Source organism: Paeniroseomonas aquatica (assembly GCF_030409335.1).
In the GTDB taxonomy this organism is placed as follows: Bacteria; Pseudomonadota; Alphaproteobacteria; order Acetobacterales; family Acetobacteraceae; genus Belnapia; species Belnapia aquatica.
Map to the genome: position 1 here is coordinate 60,482 of NZ_JAUFPN010000059.1, position 17,199 is coordinate 77,680.

The following is a 17,199-nucleotide window of genomic DNA, read 5'->3' on the forward strand; positions in this document are numbered from 1 at the left end:
AAGGGGATAGTTGATGGCCAGCAAGGCAACCGACGCAATGACCGCCGACCTGGCGCCTCTCGTCATGGATACGGCGACCGCCCCGGCCAAGGCGCGCGACCCCAGGACCGCCGGCGTGATGGACCTGCTGCGGCTGATCCCCCAGGGCGGCCCGGCGATCTGCAATTTCTCCGTCACCAACATGTGCAACGCCACCTGCGACTTCTGCAATTTCGCCCACAACAAGGGTTTCGTGAAGCACCGCAGCTGGCTCGGCGCCGACCTCTTCCCCAAGGCCCTCGCCCATATGCGGGAGAAGGGCAACGTCCGCTTCGCCACCTTCATGGGCGGCGAGCCGCTGCTGCACCCCCGCATCATCGAGATGGTGCGCGAGGCCACCGCCCAGGGCGTGCAGCCCACCATGGTCACCAACGGCTGGCTGCTGCCGCCCAAGGTGGATGCCATCGCCGCCAGCGGCATCACCACCATCTTCATCTCGATCGACAGCGAGCACGCCCACCTCCACGAGGAAAACCGCGGCCTGAAGGGCGTCTGCGCCCGCATCAAGGACGCCAATACCCGCCTGTCCGCCAAGGGCGTCACCCCGATCGCCAGCGTCGCCATGACCCGGCTGGTCAAGGACTACGAAGCCCTCGGCCACTTCCTGAAGGAGCTCGGCTTCGCCGCCGTCACCTTCTCCTATCCGCGCAAGGCAGCCCTCGGCTCCTCCTCCCTGGTCTATTCCGAGGACAGCGACCTCGTCGACATGTCCCGGGACGAGCTGCTGACCGCCTTCGCGGGCGTCGAGCGCGCCCGCGCCGTCATCCCCGTGCACAACCCGCGCGCCGCCATCGCCGACATGCGCCGCCGCCTGACCGGCGAGGGCGAGCGCTTCACCTGCCATGCCGGCTACAAGTATTTCTACCTCGACTGGAACTACGACCTCTGGCGCTGCGAGGACTGGAAGGCGCCGATCTCCAAGGTCTGGGACTTCACGCCCGAGAAGGTCATGCGCGACCCCTGCCAGGCCTGCACCACCGACTGCTACCGCGACGCCAGCATCATGCTGCACTTCAGCATCTCGATCGGCGACGCCTTCGCCCGCTTCAAGGAAGGCAAGATCGGCGCCGGGCTGGCGGCCTTGGCGGATGGGCGGAACCTCGGCTCGCTGGGCGCGGTGATCGGGCATGGGGCGCGGCTGGCGAAGCTGGCGGGGCGGAGCTGAAGCAAGCCAAGGTTGGGGAGAAGGTATTCTCCCCAAGCCCCTCATCTGTTTCTATTAGTTAAGAATTCTTACTAATAAAAAGGAAAGGAGGGGTTCGGGGAGGAAGTACTTTTCCTCCCCGACCTTCCTTGAGGACCCAACCATGCCCGCCATCATCCGCAAGCTCAGCACCATCCTCGACGAGACTCACCGCGAGATGGGCCGCGACCTCGCCCGCCCCATCCGCCGCGTCGTCGCCTGCGCCGTCATCGAGAACCCCTTCGCCGGCCGCTACGTGGAGGACCTTTCCGAGCTGGTCGCCCAGGGCGAGGAGCTGGGCGCGCTGCTCGCGGCGCGGGCCATCGCCGCCCTCGGCATCCCGGGCGGGCAGGTCGAGAGCTTCGGCAAGGCCGCCATCGTGGGGGAGGGGGGAGAACTCGAGCATGCCGCCGCCCTGCTGCACCCGAAGATGGGCGCCCCGGTGCGGGCTGCGCTGGGGAAGGGGCCGGCGCTGATCCCCTCGGCCAAGAAGTCGGGCGGGCCGGGCACCGGCATCGACGTGCCGCTCGGCCACAAGGACGCCGCCTTGGTCCGCAGCCACTTCGACGCGATCGAGGCGCGGCTGCCCGATGCCCCGCGGGCGAACGAGATCCTGGTCTGCCTGGCGCTGACCGACGGCGGCCGCCCCAGCCCGCGCATCGGCGGCCTGACCACGGCCGAAATGATCGGCCAGGACGGGCTGCGCTAGGCCGCCCGCCCGCCCCGGGCGCGGCAACCGCGCTTGTGACCGGCAGGGCCGCCCGTTCCGCGGGGGAAAGCCGCAGCACAGCTTGCATCCGGCCGCCCGCCCGGCCATACCTAGCCGCAATGACGGCCCCCAGGGACTTCCTGGGGTGACCGCTTCGGGGAGAGCGATCCGGGTGACTGATTCCATCCTGGAAACAATCGGGCTGACCAAGGAATTCCGGGGCTTCGTCGCGGTGAGCGACGTGTCCCTCAAGGTCCGGCGGGGCAGCATCCATGGTCTGATCGGCCCGAACGGTGCCGGCAAGACCACCTGCTTCAACCTGCTGACCAAGTTCCTGGCGCCGACGCGCGGCCAGATCAAATACGACGGCCGCGACATCACCGGCATGAAGCCGGCCGAGGTGGCCCGGCTCGGCCTGGTCCGCAGCTTCCAGATCTCGGCGGTCTTCCCCCACCTGACGGTGCTGGAGAACGTGCGCGTCGCGCTGCAGCGCCAGCGCGGCGGCAGCTTCGACTTCTGGCGCTCCGACAGCCTGCTGCGGGCCTTCGACGACCGCGCCATGGAGCTGCTGGAGGACGTGGGCCTCACCTCCTATGCGCGCGCCAATGCCGGCGAGCTGCCCTATGGCCGCAAGCGCGCGCTGGAGATCGCCACCACCCTGGCGCTCGACCCCACCATGATGCTGCTGGACGAGCCCACCGCCGGCATGACGCATGAGGACGTGGACCGCATCGTCGCGCTGGTGAAGCGCGTCTCGGTCGGCCGCACCGTGCTGCTGGTGGAGCACAACCTGAAGGTGGTCTCCGGCCTCTGCGACACCATCACCGTGCTGGCCCGCGGCAGCGTCCTGGCCGAGGGCGACTACGCCGCCGTCTCGCGCAACCCGGATGTCATCGCCGCCTACCTCGGCACCGAAGCCACCGCCGAAGGAGCCCCGGCGCATGTCTGAAGCCATCGCCCCGGCGCGCCCCGCCCAGACCGGCGCCGCCCTGCTCGAGATCCGCGACCTCCAGGCCTGGTACGGCGAGAGCCATGTCCTGCACGGCGTCGACGTCGACGTCCACCCCGGCGAGGTGGTCACCCTGCTCGGCCGCAACGGCGCCGGCAAGACCAGCACGCTCCGCGCCATCATGGGCCTGGTCGGCCGTCGCACCGGCAGCATCCGCTACGCCGGGGTCGAGACCATCGGCCAGCGCTCCGACCTCATCGCCCGCGCCGGCATCGGCTACTGCCCGGAGGAGCGCGGCATCTTCGCCAGCCTCAACGTCACCGAGAACCTGCTGCTGCCCCCCGTGGTGCTGCCGGGCGGGCTCGACCTCGACACCATCTACACGCTGTTTCCCAACCTGAAGGAGCGGGCCTCCAGCCAGGGCACCAAGCTCTCGGGCGGCGAGCAGCAGATGCTGGCCATCGCCCGCATCCTGCGCACCGGGGCCAAGCTGCTGCTGCTGGACGAGCCGACCGAGGGCCTCGCCCCGGTCATCGTCCAGCAGATCGGCCGGATGATCCGCGAGATCAAGGCGCGCGGCTTCACCGTGCTGCTGGTCGAGCAGAACTTCCGCTTCGCCCAGACGGTCGCCGACCGCCACTACGTCATGGAGCATGGCCGCGTCGTCGACATGGTCCGCAACGACGAGCTCACCGCCTCGCTCGGCCGCCTGCACGAATACCTCGGCGTCTAGGAGTAGTCCCCGCATGTCGTTCGCCCGCCGCAGCCTCCTCTCCGCTGCCGCCGCCTCTCCCCTGCTGCTGGGCCGTGGTGCCCGGGCGCAAGCCGCCACCTTGAAGATCGGCGTGCTGAACGACCAGTCCGGCGTCTACAAGGACATCTCGGGCCCGACCTCGGTCGCCGCGGTCCGCCAGGCGATCCAGGACTTCGGCGCCCGCTCCGGCCTCACGGTCGAGGTCGTCGCCGGCGACCACCAGAACAAGCCCGACGTCGGCAGCAACATCGCCCGGCAATGGCTCGACCGCGACGGCGTCGACGTCATCGTCGACGTCCCCAACAGCGCCGTCGCCCTCGCGGTGAACGGCGTGGTGCGGGAGAAGAACAAGGTCTTCCTGAACTCCGGCGCGGCCACCGCCGACCTCACCGGGGCGCAGTGCACGCCGAACACCATCCACTGGACCTACGACACCTGGATGCTGGCGAAGTCGACCGGCGGCGCCATGGTCAAGGCCGGGGGCGACAGCTGGTTCTTCGTCACCGCCGACTACGCCTTCGGCCATGCGCTCGAGCGCGACACCGGCAATTTCGTCAAGGCCTCCGGCGGCCGGGTGCTCGGCAACGTCCGGGCGCCGCTCGGCAACACCGACTTCTCCTCCTTCCTGGTGCAGGCGCAATCCTCCCGCGCCAAGATCATCGGCCTGGCCAATGCCGGCGCCGATACGGTCAACGCGGTGAAGCAGGCGGCCGAGTTCGGCATCACCCGGCGCGGCACCAAGATCGCGGTGCTGCTGATGTTCATCAACGACGTCCATGCCCTCGGCTTGGCGGCGGCGCAGGGGCTGGTGCTGACCGAGACCTTCTACTGGGACCTGAATGACCGCACCCGTGCATTCACCAACCGGGTGAAGCCGCACATGGCCGGCAACATGCCGTCGATGTCGCATGCCGGCTGCTACAGCGCGGTGCTGCACTACCTGAAGGCCGCGGCCGACATGGGCCCGGCGGCGGCCAAGGCCGACGGCGCCGCGGCGGTCGCCCGGATGAAGGCGATGCCGACCGACGACGACTGCTTCGGGGCGGGCTCGGTCCGTGCCGATGGCCGCAAGATCCACCCGGCCTACCTGTTCGAGGTGAAGGCCCCGGGCGAATCGAAGGGTGCCTGGGACTACTACAAGCTGCTGCAGACCACGCCGATCGACGAGGCCTTCCGCCCGCTGGCCGAAGGTGGCTGCCCACTCGTCCGGAGCTGACAGACCAAGGCCGAACCGCGCGGCACAAGAACCGCGCGGCGCCAACAGGGGAAGAACCAAGATGCAGATGACCCGCCGCGCCCTGTTGGGCACCGGAGCCACCGCCGCCGCGGTGACCAGCCTGCCGCGGCTGACGCGCGCCCAGGCGGCGAATACCATCCGCATCGGCGTGATGAACGACATGTCCGGGACCTACAAGGACAATACCGGCCCCGGCTCCGTCGCCTGCACCCAGCAGGCGATCAGCGAGTTCGGCCAGCAGGGCTTCAACGTCGAGCTGATCTTCGCCGACCACCAGAACCGCCCCGACGTCGGCGTGAACCTCGCCCGGCAATGGTACGACCAGGGCGTCGACATGATCATGGACGTGCCGACCTCCTCGGTCGGCCTCGCGGTCAACAACGTCTCGCGCGAGAAGAACAAGGCCTACATCAACACCGGCTCCGCCACCTCGGACCTCACCGGCGCGCAATGCAGCCCGACCATGGTGCACTGGTCCTACGACACCTACATGCTGTCGCGGTCGACCGGCGGCGCCATGGTGAAGGCGGGCGGCGATACCTGGTTCTTCATCACCGCCGACTACGCCTTCGGCCATGCGCTGGAGCGCGACACGGGGAATTTCGTCAAGGCCTCGGGCGGCCGCGTCCTTGGCCAGGTGCGCACGCCCTTCCCGGCGACCTCGGACTTCTCCTCCTTCCTGGTGCAGGCGCAATCCTCCCGCGCCAAGGTCATCGGCTTCGCCAATGCGGGCTCCGACACCATCAACTGCGTCAAGCAGGCGGCCGAGTTCGGCATCACCAAGCGCGGCACCAAGCTGGCCGCGCTGCTGATGTTCATCACCGACGTGCACTCGATCGGGCTCGAGACCGGGCAGGGGCTGGTCTGCACCGAGAGCTTCTACTGGGACCTCAACGACCGCACCCGCGCCTTCACCCAGCGCGTGCTGCCGAAGATGCCGAACCTCTACCCCAACCAGATCCATGCCGGCTGCTACTCCGGCACCTTGCACTACCTGAAGGCGGTGCAGGCCATGGGCGTCGCCGCGGCCAAGGCCTCCGGCACCGAGGCGGTGAACCGCATGAAGGCCATGCCGACCGACGACGACTGCTTCGGGCCGGGCGCCATCCGCGTCGACGGCCGCAAGATCTGCCCGAGCTACCTGCTCGAGGTGAAGACCCCGGCGGAATCGAAGAAGCCCTGGGACTACTACAAGGTTCTGCAGACCACCGCCGCCGAGGACGCCTTCCGCCCGCTCAGCGAGGGCGGCTGCGCCCTGGCCCGCACCTGATCCATCGCCCCGGAGATCGCCGATGAGTGCAACCCGCCGTAGCTTGCTGGCCGCCTCCCTCGGGGCCACCATGATGCCCGCCCTGCCGCGGCTCGGCCGGGCGCAGGCCGCCAATACCATCCGCATCGGCGTGTTGAACGACCAGTCCGGCACCTACCGGGACATCAGCGGCCCCTATGGCGTGGAATGCACCCGCCAGGCGGTGGCGGAGTTCGGCAACAAGGGCTTCACGGTGGAGGTCATCTCGGCCGACCACCAGAACAAGCCCGATGTCGGGGTGAACATCGCCCGGCAATGGTACGACCAGGGCGTCGACCTCATCCTCGACGTGCCGACCTCCTCGGTCGGCCTCGCGGTGAACAACGTCGCCCGGGAGAAGAACAAGGCCTATATCAACACCGGCTCGGCCACCTCGGACCTCACCGGCGCCCAGTGCAGCCCGAACACGGTGCACTGGATGTACGACACCTACATGCTGGCCAAGTCGACCGGCGGCGCCATGGTGAAGGCCGGCGGGGATTCCTGGTTCTTCATCACCGCCGACTATGCCTTCGGCCATGCGCTGGAGCGTGACGCGACCGCCTTCATCAAGGCGGCCGGCGGCAAGGTGAACGGCGCGGTGCGCTATCCCTTCCCCTCGACCTCGGACTTCTCCTCCTTCCTGGTGCAGGCGCAATCCTCCCGCGCCAAGGTCATCGGCCTGGCCAATGCCGGGGCGGATACCATCAACTCCATCAAGCAGGCGGCCGAATTCGGCGTGACGCGGCGCGGCGTGAAGCTCGCGGCGCTGCTGATGTTCCTGCCCGACGTGCATGCCCTCGGCCTCAACACCGCGCAGGGGCTGGTGCTGACCGAGAGCTTCTACTGGGACCTCAACGACCGCACCCGGGCGGTGACCGAGCGGCTCAAGCCGCGGCTGAAGGACATCAAGCCGAACATGGCCTCGATCGCCAATTACTCGGCGGCGCTGCACTACCTGAAGGCCATCGCCGACATGGGCGTCCCGGCCTCCAAGGCCTCGGGCCTCGAGGTGGTCAACCGCATGAAGGCGATGCCCTGCGACGACGACGCCTTCGGGCCGGGGCGCATCCGCGAGGATGGCCGCAAGCTCTGCCCCAGCTACCTCTTCGAGGTGAAGACCCCGGCCGAGAGCAAGGCGCCGTGGGACTACTACAAGCTGCTGCAGACCACCCCGGCGGAGGAGGCCTTCCGTCCCATGAACGAGGGTGGGTGCAGCCTGATCCGCAGCTAGGACAAGACAGGGAGAGAGACGATGGCCATCCAGAGACGTGATCTGCTCGCCGCGGGGGCTGCTGCCGCCACCGCGTCTCTGGCTGGACCCCGATCGGCGCGCGCCCAGGCGGCGAACACCATCCGGATCGGCGTCATCTCCGACATGTCCGGCCCCTACCGGGACACGACGGGGCCGGGCAGCGTCGTGCTCACCCAGCAGGCGGTGCAGGATTTCGGCGCCCGCGGCTTCGCGGTGGAGGTGCTGCAGGCCGACCACCAGAACCGCCCCGACGTCGGCGCCAACATCGCCCGCCAATGGTTCGACCAGGGCGTCGATGCCGTGGTCGACCTGCCGACCTCCTCGGTCGCGCTGGCGGTGAACCAGATCGCCCGGGAGAAGAACAAGGTCCACCTGAACTCGGGTGCCGCGACCAGCGACCTGACCGGGCCGCAGTGCAGCCCGAACACGGTCCACTGGACCTACGACACCTACATGCTGGCGAAGTCGACCGGCGCCGCCATCGTCAAGCAGGGCGGCAACAGCTGGTACTTCATCACCGCCGACTACGCCTTCGGCCATGCGCTCGAGCGCGACACCTCGAATTTCGTCAGGGCCCAGGGCGGCCGCATCGTCGGCTCGGCCCGCTACCCCTTCCCGGCGACCACCGACTTCTCCGCCTTCCTGCTGCAGGCGCAGTCCAGCCGGGCCAAGGTGCTGGGCTTCGCCAATGCCTCGACCGATACGGTCAACTGCATCAAGGGCGCCCGCGAATTCGGCCTGCACCGGCAGATGAAGCTGGCCGCCCTGCTGATGGGCGTGGTCGACATCAAGTCGCTTGGCCTCGAGAGCGGGCAGGGGCTGCTGCTGACCGAGGCATTCTACTGGGACCTGAACGAGCGCACCCGGGCGCTGACCCAGCGGGTGCGGGCCAAGAACCAGGACCGCCCGCCCGCCATGGTGCCGGCCGGCTGCTACGGCGCCGTGCTGCACTACCTGAAGGCGGTCGCCGACATGGGCGTGGCCGCCGCCAGGGCCAGCGGCGTCGATGCCGTGGGCCGCATGAAGGCGATGCCCTGCGACGACGACGCCTTCGGCCCCGGCACCATCCGCGCCGACGGCCGCAAGATCCATCCCGGCTATCTCTTCGAGGTCAAGGCGCCGGGCGCCTCGACCAACCCCTGGGACCTGTACAAGCTGGTGGCCACCACGCCGGGTGACGAAGCCTTCCGCCCCCTCGCGGAAGGCCAGTGCCCGCTGGTCCGCAGCTGACCGCTCTCCATGAACTCTAAGGACCGCTGACCCGCATGGACGAAATCTTCGGCATCCCCGCGCCCTTGCTGTTCGGGCAACTGCTGCTCGGGCTGATCAACGGCGCCTTCTACGCGATGATGTCGCTCGGGCTGGCGGTGATCTTCGGCCTGCTCAACATCATCAACTTCACCCATGGCGCCCAGTTCATGATGGGCGCCTTCGCCGCCTGGATGCTGCTGGAGTGGCTCGGGCTCAACTACTGGTGGGCGCTGGTGCTGGTGCCGATCATCATCGGCTTCACCGGCGTGGTGCTCGAGCGATTGATGATCAGCCGATTGTACAAGCTCGACCACATCTACGGCCTGCTGCTGACCTTCGGCGTCGGCCTCATCATCGAGGGCATCTTCCGCAATCAGTTCGGCTCCTCGGGCCTGCCCTACCGCATCCCGCCGGAGCTGCAGGGCGCCTGGGACCTCGGCTTCATGTACATGCCGATCTACCGCGGCTGGGTCGTGGTCGCGGCGCTCGTGCTGTGCCTCGCCACTTGGCTGCTGATCGAGAAGACCCGGCTCGGCGCCTACCTCCGCGCCGCGACCGAGAACGCGCCGCTGGTCCAGGCCTTCGGCGTCAACGTGCCCCGCATGGTCACGCTGACCTACGGCTTCGGCGTGGCGCTGGCCGCCATCGGCGGCGTGCTCGCCGCGCCGATCTACTCGGTCAATCCGCAGATGGGCACCAACCTCATCATCGTGGTCTTCGCGGTGGTGGTCATCGGTGGCATGGGCTCGATCATCGGCTCGATCGTCACCGGCTTCGGCCTCGGCATCGTCGAGGGCCTGACCAAGGTCTTCTGGCCGGAGGCCTCCGCCACCGTCGTCTTCGTCATCATGGCGATCGTGCTCGTCGCACGCCCCGCCGGCCTCTTCGGGAGGGCCTGATCCATGCCTGACACCAGCATCGCCGCCGGCGCCGCGGCCGGCGCCATCCCCGCCCCGGTGAAGGACGATCACGGGATCTGGGGCTTCTCCCGGGCGCAGTTCGGCGCGCTCGGGCTCATGATCGCCTTCCTGGCGATCTCGCCCTTCTTCCTCTACCCCGTCTTCCTGATGAAGCTGCTCTGCTTCGCCCTGTTTGCCTGCGCCTTCAACCTGCTGATCGGCTACGTCGGGCTGCTCAGCTTCGGCCATGCCGCCTATTTCGGCATGGGCGGCTACATCGCCGGCCATGTCGCCAAGGCCTGGGGGATGACCCCGGAGCTGGCGATCATCACCGGCGGGCTGGTCGCCGCCGGGCTCGGCGCCATCGCCGGCTGGGTCGCCATTCGCCGCCAGGGCATCTACTTCGCCATGATCACGCTGGCGCTGGCGCAGATGATCTACTTCTTCTGCGTCCAGGCGCCCTTCACCGGCGGCGAGGACGGCATCCAGGCCATCCCGCGGGGCAAGCTCTTCGGGTTGGTCTCGCTCGACACCGACCTGACCATGTACTGGGTGGTGGCCGCGGTCTTCCTGCTCGGCTTCCTGCTGATCCACCGGATCATCCATTCGCCCTACGGCATGGTGCTGAAGTCGATCAAGGAGAACGAGCCGCGCTCCACCTCGCTCGGCTACCGGACCGACGACTACAAGCTGATGGCCTTCATCCTCTCGGCTTCGCTGGCCGGCGTCGCGGGCGCCACCAAGTCGCTGGTCTTCGGCATCGCCACCCTGACCGACGTCCACTGGTCGATGTCGGGCGAGGTGGTGCTGATGACCCTGGTCGGCGGGCTCGGGACCGTCTTCGGCCCGGTGATCGGCGCCGCGGTCATCGTCGCCATGCAGAACTACCTGGCGGAGCTCGGCGCCTGGGTGACGGTGATCCAGGGCGTCATCTTCGTGGTCTGCGTGCTCGCCTTCCGCCGCGGCATCGTCGGCGAGATCGGCAACCTGCTGAAGGTCAAGCTCTGACCCGGCTAGGCCGGGGGCCGCGGCGTGCCGCGGCCCCCGGCGTTCAGTCCTGGCGGAAGTAGGGCTCGACCTTCCCGTTCAGCTTGATGGTCATCGGGTTGCCGTGGCGGTCGACGCTCTTGCCGACGGTCAGCCGCACCCAGCCCTCGCTGACGCAATACTCGTCCACGTTGGTCTTCTCCGCCCCGTTGAAGCGGATGCCGACCCCGCGCGCGAGCAGCTCCGGGTTGTGGAAGGGGCTCTTCGGGTTGGTCGCCAGCCGGTCGGGCAGGGCGGCGGGGCTCTCGGTCGCGGTCTCGTCCATGGGCATCGGCTTTGGCCTTCCGGCTGGGTGGGTGGCGTGGCGCTGTCATAGCCAGCCAGGGCCGGCAGGCCAATCACCCTCGGCGCGACGGGGCTGGAACGTCGCCCGGACGGAACCCCATGAAAAAGCATTATCGTCACGCATCCGGCATCCGCCGGGGGCCGTAGCGCCATGGGTCCTCGATGGCCCGTGGAGACGCAGATGGCACACGAAGCATTCGTCCAAGACGGTTTCACCCTCTATTCCACCGACTTCACCGCCCTGAACAATTCCGGCATCGCAGGGCACGCCGTGCTGCTGCTCGACCAGAACACCAGCACGCTGACGGTCGACATCCAGGCGACCGGCCTCGAGCCCGGGGGCATGCACATCCAGCATATCCATGGCTTCGAGGACGGCACCGATTCCAAGTCGCCCACCATCCGGCTCGACGCCGATGGCGACGGCTTCGTCGAACTCGGCGAGGGCTTGGTCAGCTACGGCCCGATCCAGCTCAACCTGACGCTCGACCCCGCCTCGGCGACGCATGACCACGGCACCGCCGGCCACGACCACTCCGATGCCGCGGTCTTCCCGACCGTCGGCGCCGATGGGGTGCTCGCCTATCACGAGGTCTTCCGCTTCTCGGCGGAGGACCCGAACGCCCAGGCGGTGCTGGCCAGCCTGAGCCCGCTCGAGGCCAAGGAGGTCGTGCTGCACGGCCTGACCACGAACGCCGTCCAGGGCGCCGGCACCGCCGGCGAGGTGGACGGCACCGCCGGCTTCAAGCTGGCGCTGCCGGTCGCCTCCGGCGAGCTCATGGCCGTCGCCCCGGCGGCGGACGTGCTGGCCGCGGTCGACGCGCTCGGCCTCGATGCCAACGGGATCGTCGACTGGGATGCCATCGGCGCCCAGGTGACCGCGAATTTCGAAGCGACCGGCCACTGGTTCATCTGAGCCAGCCCTCCGGCGGGCCTCGGCCCGCCGGTTTCTTCGTCCAGACCGGCGGGCCTCGACCCGCCGGGTTCTTCGTCCAGACCGGCGGGCCTCGGCCCGCCGGGACTTTCCCCTCAGGCCGAGGCCAGCTCCCGGCTGCGGTCCCAGACATTCGGCACCCGCGCATTGTGGTAGCCGGAGATGAAGCGCTTCGTGGCACCGGTCGCCGGGTCGAAGACGCTGCGGGCGACCGCGCCGATGTTGCCGCCGTAGCAGTGGATGCTGATGCTGGTGCGGTCGGCGTAGGCGTTCTCGACCACGTGGATGTCGTAGGTATCGGCGCCGACCGCCACGACCTGGCCCGGGGAGAGCCGGTCCACCTGGCCCGGCTGCATCGGCTGGCCCGGCGCCCCCGGCCGCATCTCGGTCGAGATCTCCTCGCCCCGCAGCATGCCGACCAGGCCCCAGATGGAGTGGTTGTGCACCGGCGTCCGCTGCCCCGGGCCCCAGACGAAGCTGACGACGCAGAAGCGCTCGGCCGGGTCGCAATGCAGCAGGTTCTGCCGGTAGCTCGGGCCGGCCTCGGCCATCTCCTCCGGCAGCCAGTCGTCCACCGCGACCAGCCCGGCCAGCAGCCCGGCGCCCTCGGTCAGCCAGCGGCGCTCGTCCGCCCCCTGGTCGGCCAGCCGGGTCATGCCCTGGATGAAGCCGCGCAGCCTGATCAGCCCTGACATGTCAGTCCCTCCCTCAGGCCTCCCAGACTACATGGGGTGGCGCCATTTGGAACGATCCTTCATGCTCCGGCCTTGTCAGGGACATGACCAGGAGGCCGCGGATGACACCGGAAGTGCTGCGCTTCGCCGATGACGGCCGGATCCCGAACAACCCCCGGCTGCCGGCGCTGCTCTACCGCGCCGCCCTGCCGCCCGGGGATCCCGCCACCGCCGAGGCCCTGTTTGCCCGCAACGGCTGGCCGCCCGCCTGGCGCAACGGCATCCACCCCTTCCACCACTACCACCCGAACGCGCATGAGGCCCTGGCCATCGCCCGCGGCCAGGTCAGCGTGCAGCTCGGCGGCGCCGCGGGCCCGACGCTGTCGCTCGCCGCCGGCGACGTGGTGGTGCTGCCCGCCGGCGTCGGCCACCGCAACCTCGGCGCCAGCGCGGACCTGCTGGTGGTCGGCGCCTATCCCCCCGGCGCGGTGCCGGAGCAGTTCACCGGCAGCGAGGAGCAGCACGCCGAGGCCCTCTCGGCCATCGACATGGTCGAGGACCCCGTCACCGACCCGGTCACCGGCGGCCCCTGGCCTTCCGAACCGCCCCCCTCCGTGGGAGACTTCTCGGCGTAACGAGGGGGCGTCCCATGGCCGAGCCGACCGACATCTTCGAGATCCTGCACGGCACCCGCGCCATGCGGCGGCTGAAGCCGGACCCGGTGCCGGATGAGCTGATCGCCAGGATCCTCCGCGCCGGCGCCTCGGCGGCCAATGGCGGCAACACCCAGAAGTGGCGCTTCCTGGTGGTCAAGGACATGGCCATCAAGCAGGCCGTCCAGCGCTGGTACAGACGGGCCTTCGACGAGGTGGTCGGGCCACGCTATGCCGCCAGCGCGCCGCCGCCCGGCAGCACCGCCGAGCGCTACCACCGCCAGCACGGCGCGGTCGAATACCTCACCGAGCACTTCCACGAGGCACCCGTCTGGATCGTCGCCTGCCTCGAGGAGGCGAAGCCCAGCCGCTGGTCCGGCGCCTCGGTCTATCCGGCGGTGCAGAACATGCTGCTCGCCGCCCGGGCGCTCGGCCTCGGCGCCACGCTGACCACGCGCCACCTGCTGTTCGAGGCGGAATCGGAGGCGGCGCTCGGCCTGCCTCCCGGCGTGCATTCCTACGCCATCCTCCCCATCGGCTGGCCGATGGGGAAGTTCGGCCCGGTCGGCCGCGGCCCGCTGCGCGACATCACCTACCTCGACCGCTGGGGCGAGAATTGGGATGCCCTCGAAGGCTAGGCCCGTTCAGGCGGCGGTGAAGCCGCCGTCCACCACCAGCCCGGCGCCGTTCATGTAGCCGGCATCGTCGGAGGCCAGGAAGACGATGCCCTTGGCGATGTCGAGGGCCACGCCCAGCCGGCCCCAGGGCACGCTCTCCGCCACGCCCTGGCGCAGCGGCGCGGTGTCGTTGTGGCCCGCGCGCCGGGCCCGCGCCGCGAAGGTCTGCTCGCCCATGTCGGTCTCGATGACGCCGGGATGGATCGAGTTCACCCGGATCCGGTAGCCCTTCCGCCCGAATTCCAGCGCCGCCGACTTGGTGAAGAGCGTCACCCCGCCCTTGGTCATCGAATACAGCGGGTCGAGCTGCGAGCCGACCAGCCCGGCGATCGAGGCCAGGTTGACGATGGCGCTGCCATGCTCGGCGCCTCGGGCCGCCTCCCGCAGCGCCGGCACCGCCATGCGGGTGCCGAGGAAGACGCCGGTCATGTTCACCGCCACCAGCCGGTCCCATTCCTCGAGGCTGATCTCCTCGATCGACTTGCCGATGAAGACGCCCGCGTTGTTCACCAGCACGTCGAGCTTGCCGAACCGCCCGGTGGCGAGTTCGATCGCCGCGGTCCAGTCGGCCTCCTTGGTCACGTCGAGGTGGACGTACTCCGCCTGTCCCCCGGCCTTGCGGATCGCCGCCACGGTGGCCTGCCCCGCCTCGTCCAGCAGGTCGCCGACCACCACCCTGGCGCCGGCCTCGGCCATGCGCAGCGCGGTCTCGCCGCCGATGCCGCGCGCCGCGCCCGAGATCAGCGCGACCTTGCCATCCAGCCTGTTCATGTCGTGGTTCCTTCCCCCGGGATGCGCGTCCCCGCATCGCGTTCCAGCAGCATCGGCAGGCTGTCGCCCGGCCGCAAGGTCAGCTTCGCCACCGGCATGACAGCCGTGCCCGGCGCCAGCCGCAGCCGCACATCCTGCGAGAGGCTCGCCAGCGCGATCACCGCCTCGGCCAGGCCGAATTGCTGGCCGGTGCAGATGCGCGGCCCGGTGCTGAAGGGAATGTAGCCATGCCGCGGCGGCCGCGGCTGCCCCGGCAGGAAGCGCGCCGGCACGAAGGCATCCGGCTGCGCCCAGAGCGCCGGCCGCCGGTGCAGCAGCCAGGGGATCGCCACCACCACCGCGCCGCGCCGCACCGGCCGCCCGCCGATGCTGCTGTCCGCCAGCGCCTGCCGCGACAGGATCGGCACCGGCGGATAGAGCCGCAGCGTCTCCTCCGCCACCGCCCGGGTGAAGACCAGCTTCGGCACGTCGGCGAGCTCCGCCGTCCGCCCGCCCAGCACCGCCGCCGCCTCCGCCCGCAGCCGCGCCTCGCTGGCCGGGTCCTGCGACAGCAGGTACCAGGCCCAGGCCAGCAGGTTCGCCGTGGTCTCGTGGCCGGCGATGAAGAGCACGATGGCCTCGTTGCGGAAGGCCGCCCGGTCCATGCTGCCCTCGCCGGCCAGCCGCATCGCCCGGATCAGCGAGGGCTCCTCCGGCGCGGCGTCCAGCACCCCGGCGATCAGCTCATCGACCACCGCATGCATGCGCCGGATCGCCGCCCGCGCCCGGCCGCCGCGCCAGCGCGGCAGCCAGTCCGGCAGGCCGAGCAGCGACATCGGGTCGGCGAAGTCGACCACCGCCTGGTACTCGGCGAAGCCGGCGACGATGGCGCCCGCCGCCTGCCGCCCCAGCGCCCGGCCGAACAGGCTGCGGCAGATGATCGCCGCCGCCAGCTGGCCCATCGCCGCCAGCACGTCGACCAGCGTGCCCGAGGGCAGCCGCGCCCACTCCGCCCGGCATTCCGCGACGGTCTCGGTCACCGGCGGCAGCAGCTCGGCCATGCGGGAGGCATGCGTCACCGGCGCCATCAGCCGCCGCCGCTCGCGCCACAGCGCGCCGTCGCTGGCAAACATGCTGTCGCCGACCAGCGGCACCAGGGCGAAGCGGAATTGCGGGCTTTTCCGCTGGAAGACCTCGTGCTTGTCGACGAAGGCTTCCTGCACCGTCGCCGGGCTGTTGACGAGCACGATGTCGCGGCTCAGCACCCGCGTCGTCAGCAGGTCCCGCTCATAGGCGATGCGGGGCAGGACCGCGAGGCTGTTCCGCCGCCCCTCCCGGATCAGCGCCCGCCAGGGCGGCAGCCGCTCCGGCCGGGGCGGGTATGGCGGGACGAAGGGTGGGACAAAGGGCAGGCCCCCGTAGCCGGGGGGGCCGCCCTCGCTCACTCCGCGACGAGCACCACGCGGCCGGTGATCTTGCCGTCCTTCAGCCGGTGCAGCACCGCATCGGCATTGCGCTGCGGCGTGTTCTCCACCGGGATGGCGGGGATCAGCCCCTTCTTGGCGATGTCGATCAGCGCCCGCAGCTCCTTGACGTTGCCGACGTAGCTGCCCTGGATGGTCAGCGCCTTGATCGGCATCAGCGGCAGCGGGATCCCGAGCTCGCCGCCGAAGAGCCCGACCTGCACCAGCTTGCCGCCCTTGCGCAGCGCATCGAAGGCATAGCGCGCCGTTTGCGTGCCGTTCACCAGGTCGACCACGCCGGCGACCGCGCCGCCGCAGGCCTTGATGATCCGGTCGGTGGTGCCCTCGGCGCCCGCCAGCACGGCATCCGTCGCGCCCTGCGCCTTGGCCGCCGCCAGCTTCTCCTCGCTGACGTCCACCACGCAGATCCGCTTGTGGCCGAGCGCCTTCAGGATGGCGATGGCATTCAGCCCGAGGCCGCCGGCGCCGACGACCACGATCGGCTCGTCCGGCTCCATCGGCAGCAGCTTGTTGATGGCGGAATAGACCGTGACGCCCGAGCAGGCATAGGTCGCGGCCAGCGAGGGATCGACGCCCTCGATGTCGATCAGGTGCTTCACGTGGGTGGCCAGCACATGCGTCGCGTAGCCGCCGTTCTGGTAGACGCCGAGGCTGCGCCCGTTCAGGCACATGTTCTCCTCGTCGCGCTGGCAGACGGCGCATTTGCCGCAGCCGACCCAGGGGTAGACGACGCGGATGTCGCCGACCTTGCTGCCCTGGTTGGCCGCATCCGGCCCGAGCTTGGCCACGCGGCCGACGATCTCGTGGCCCATGGCCAGCGGCAGCTTCACCCCACGGTCGGTCAGCCGCATCTTGCCCCGGCTGCCGAGGTCGTATTCGCCTTCCCAGATATGCAGGTCGGAATGGCAGACGCCGGCATGCGTCACTTCCAGCAGCACCTCGGCACCTTTCGGCTCCGGCGTCGGCATCTCGATTTCCTGCAACGGCTTGCCCGTTTCGACCACGGCCCAGGCGCGCATGACGTATTCTCCCTATGTAGCGGATGTCGGCGCGATGGGACCGCGGACGCGCCGCGCGGTCAAGGCGGCATGGCCGCCGCTGCCGCTTGCGGCGCCCGGGCCACACCCGGGT

At 69.7% G+C, this 17,199-nt stretch carries 18 protein-coding genes; 13 read left to right on the forward strand and 5 right to left on the reverse strand.

Annotation, left to right across the window (positions count from 1 at the left end; all coding sequences use genetic code 11):
• Positions 1 to 13: 13 nt before the first annotated feature.
• The 10 genes from QWZ14_RS06620 (at position 14) to QWZ14_RS06665 (ending at position 10,572) form a co-directional block, all read left to right on the forward strand.
• Positions 14 to 1,204, forward strand: coding sequence for a radical SAM protein (locus tag QWZ14_RS06620; protein WP_290315840.1), 1,191 nt, complete (start codon positions 14 to 16; stop codon positions 1,202 to 1,204).
• A gap of 142 nt (positions 1,205 to 1,346) precedes the next feature.
• Complete coding sequence (locus tag QWZ14_RS06625; protein WP_290315841.1) at positions 1,347 to 1,931, forward strand: amino acid synthesis family protein; 585 nt, start codon at positions 1,347 to 1,349, stop codon at positions 1,929 to 1,931.
• A gap of 172 nt (positions 1,932 to 2,103) precedes the next feature.
• Positions 2,104 to 2,880, forward strand: a complete 777-nt coding sequence (locus tag QWZ14_RS06630; RefSeq protein ID WP_290315842.1) for an ABC transporter ATP-binding protein — start codon at positions 2,104 to 2,106, stop codon at positions 2,878 to 2,880.
• Positions 2,873 to 3,613, forward strand: coding sequence for an ABC transporter ATP-binding protein (locus QWZ14_RS06635; protein ID WP_290315843.1), 741 nt, complete (start codon positions 2,873 to 2,875; stop codon positions 3,611 to 3,613). The genes QWZ14_RS06630 and QWZ14_RS06635 overlap by 8 nt, the downstream gene beginning before the upstream one ends.
• Positions 3,614 to 3,626: 13 nt before the next feature.
• Positions 3,627 to 4,850 carry an ABC transporter substrate-binding protein gene (locus tag QWZ14_RS06640; RefSeq protein WP_290315844.1) on the forward strand — a complete coding sequence of 408 codons (1,224 nt, stop codon included), beginning with the start codon at positions 3,627 to 3,629 and terminating at the stop codon, positions 4,848 to 4,850.
• A 61-nt stretch (positions 4,851 to 4,911) separates the two neighbouring features.
• Positions 4,912 to 6,141 (forward strand): ABC transporter substrate-binding protein, encoded by a 1,230-nt coding sequence (locus tag QWZ14_RS06645; protein ID WP_290315845.1) that lies wholly within the window; start codon positions 4,912 to 4,914, stop codon positions 6,139 to 6,141.
• A 22-nt stretch (positions 6,142 to 6,163) separates the two neighbouring features.
• Positions 6,164 to 7,393, forward strand: coding sequence for an ABC transporter substrate-binding protein (locus QWZ14_RS06650; protein ID WP_290315846.1), 1,230 nt, complete (start codon positions 6,164 to 6,166; stop codon positions 7,391 to 7,393).
• 21 nt (positions 7,394 to 7,414) lie between these two features.
• On the forward strand, positions 7,415 to 8,644 hold the full coding sequence (locus tag QWZ14_RS06655) for an ABC transporter substrate-binding protein (protein WP_290315847.1): 1,230 nt from the start codon (positions 7,415 to 7,417) through the stop codon (positions 8,642 to 8,644).
• Positions 8,645 to 8,679: 35 nt separating this feature from the next.
• The gene (locus tag QWZ14_RS06660) at positions 8,680 to 9,564 is read left to right on the forward strand and encodes a branched-chain amino acid ABC transporter permease (RefSeq protein ID WP_290315848.1); all 885 of its coding nucleotides are present in this window, start codon (positions 8,680 to 8,682) and stop codon (positions 9,562 to 9,564) included.
• Positions 9,565 to 9,567: 3 nt separating this feature from the next.
• Entirely contained in the window at positions 9,568 to 10,572 is a 1,005-nt protein-coding gene (locus QWZ14_RS06665; protein WP_456307224.1) for a branched-chain amino acid ABC transporter permease, read from the forward strand.
• Positions 10,573 to 10,615: 43 nt separating this feature from the next.
• Here QWZ14_RS06665 and QWZ14_RS06670 read toward each other — a convergent pair whose 3' ends face one another.
• Positions 10,616 to 10,882: a DUF3297 family protein gene (locus QWZ14_RS06670; RefSeq protein ID WP_290315849.1), complete on the reverse strand. Its 267-nt coding sequence runs from the start codon at positions 10,880 to 10,882 to the stop codon at positions 10,616 to 10,618.
• Between the two features lie 195 nt (positions 10,883 to 11,077).
• Between QWZ14_RS06670 and QWZ14_RS06675 the strand changes: the two genes are divergently transcribed.
• Complete coding sequence (locus QWZ14_RS06675; protein WP_290315850.1) at positions 11,078 to 11,812, forward strand: CHRD domain-containing protein; 735 nt, start codon at positions 11,078 to 11,080, stop codon at positions 11,810 to 11,812.
• A 113-nt stretch (positions 11,813 to 11,925) separates the two neighbouring features.
• Here the strand turns inward: QWZ14_RS06675 and QWZ14_RS06680 are convergent, their stop codons facing one another.
• On the reverse strand, positions 11,926 to 12,525 hold the full coding sequence (locus tag QWZ14_RS06680; RefSeq protein WP_290315851.1) for a cysteine dioxygenase family protein: 600 nt from the start codon (positions 12,523 to 12,525) through the stop codon (positions 11,926 to 11,928).
• A 101-nt stretch (positions 12,526 to 12,626) separates the two neighbouring features.
• Here QWZ14_RS06680 and QWZ14_RS06685 point away from each other — a divergent pair, with 101 nt between their 5' ends.
• Both QWZ14_RS06685 and QWZ14_RS06690 read left to right on the forward strand, forming a co-directional pair.
• Positions 12,627 to 13,139 carry a cupin domain-containing protein gene (locus QWZ14_RS06685; RefSeq protein ID WP_290315852.1) on the forward strand — a complete coding sequence of 171 codons (513 nt, stop codon included), beginning with the start codon at positions 12,627 to 12,629 and terminating at the stop codon, positions 13,137 to 13,139.
• A gap of 14 nt (positions 13,140 to 13,153) precedes the next feature.
• Positions 13,154 to 13,795, forward strand: a complete 642-nt coding sequence (locus QWZ14_RS06690) for a nitroreductase family protein (RefSeq protein WP_290315853.1) — start codon at positions 13,154 to 13,156, stop codon at positions 13,793 to 13,795.
• Positions 13,796 to 13,801: 6 nt separating this feature from the next.
• Here the strand turns inward: QWZ14_RS06690 and QWZ14_RS06695 are convergent, their stop codons facing one another.
• The 3 genes from QWZ14_RS06695 to QWZ14_RS06705 are packed head-to-tail and all read right to left on the reverse strand — an operon-like array spanning position 13,802 to position 17,087.
• On the reverse strand, positions 13,802 to 14,605 hold the full coding sequence (locus QWZ14_RS06695; protein WP_290315854.1) for a glucose 1-dehydrogenase: 804 nt from the start codon (positions 14,603 to 14,605) through the stop codon (positions 13,802 to 13,804).
• Complete coding sequence (locus QWZ14_RS06700) at positions 14,602 to 16,029, reverse strand: cytochrome P450 (RefSeq protein ID WP_290315855.1); 1,428 nt, start codon at positions 16,027 to 16,029, stop codon at positions 14,602 to 14,604. Before QWZ14_RS06700 ends, QWZ14_RS06695 begins: the two co-directional genes overlap by 4 nt.
• On the reverse strand, positions 16,026 to 17,087 hold the full coding sequence (locus QWZ14_RS06705; protein ID WP_290315856.1) for an alcohol dehydrogenase: 1,062 nt from the start codon (positions 17,085 to 17,087) through the stop codon (positions 16,026 to 16,028). The genes QWZ14_RS06700 and QWZ14_RS06705 overlap by 4 nt, the downstream gene beginning before the upstream one ends.
• Positions 17,088 to 17,199: the final 112 nt, after the last annotated feature.